The organism is Pseudomonas sp. PA-7-1E (genome assembly GCF_021605325.1).
In the GTDB taxonomy this organism is placed as follows: Bacteria; Pseudomonadota; Gammaproteobacteria; order Pseudomonadales; family Pseudomonadaceae; genus Aquipseudomonas; species Aquipseudomonas fluorescens_BV.
Genome location: NZ_WKFA01000137.1, coordinates 1 through 743 on the forward strand (window position 1 = coordinate 1; position 743 = coordinate 743).

At 60.2% G+C, this 743-nt stretch carries 1 pseudogene; it reads left to right on the forward strand.

Annotated features, from left to right (window positions below):
- A pseudogene (locus tag GIW79_RS29555) lies at positions 1-743 on the forward strand (type IV secretion protein Rhs); the annotation flags it as partial.

Sequence of the window (743 nt, forward strand, 5' to 3'; positions counted from 1 at the left end):
AGCAAGGCGATGTTACGCGTAGGACCGATCCCGATGGAGAGGTTACTGACTACAGCTACAACAAGCACGGGCAACTGACTGGAGTTTGGTACCCGGATCACAGTTGCCATCGACTGGTGTGGAACGAACGTGGGCAGTTGCTTGAGGAGCAATTGCCCAATGGTGGGATCAAGCGTTATCGCTATGACGATCTGGGGCGGCAAGTTGCCTGTGAGGATGAGCATGGTGCGCTGACGCACTATCACTGGGACTGCGTCGGCAGGCTGATTCGCCTCGTCTTGCCAGGCGGCGCCACACGAGAATTCAGCTACAACCCCTACGGCAAAATCATCGCCGAACGCGACGAACTCGGCCACGTCACCCGCTATGAATACGCCGACGGCCTGCACCTGATCAGCCGCCGTCTCAACGCCGACGGCACCCAGGTCAAGTACCGCTACGACAACGCCCGGCTGCTGCTCACCGAGATCGAAAACGAAGCCGGCGAAACCTACCAACTCGACTACCACCCCAACGGTCTGATCCGCCAGGAAACCGGCTTCGACGGCCAACGCACCGCGTATGCCTACGACCTCAACGGCCACCTGCTGGAAAAGACCGAATACGGCGACGATGGCAGTCAGCTAATCACCCGTTACGAGCGCGACCACGCCGGTCGCCTCGTCCGAAAAACCCTACCCGATGCCAGCGTTGTCGACTATGCCTACGACCGCCAGGGCAACCTCCTCAGCGTCGAGGACGGC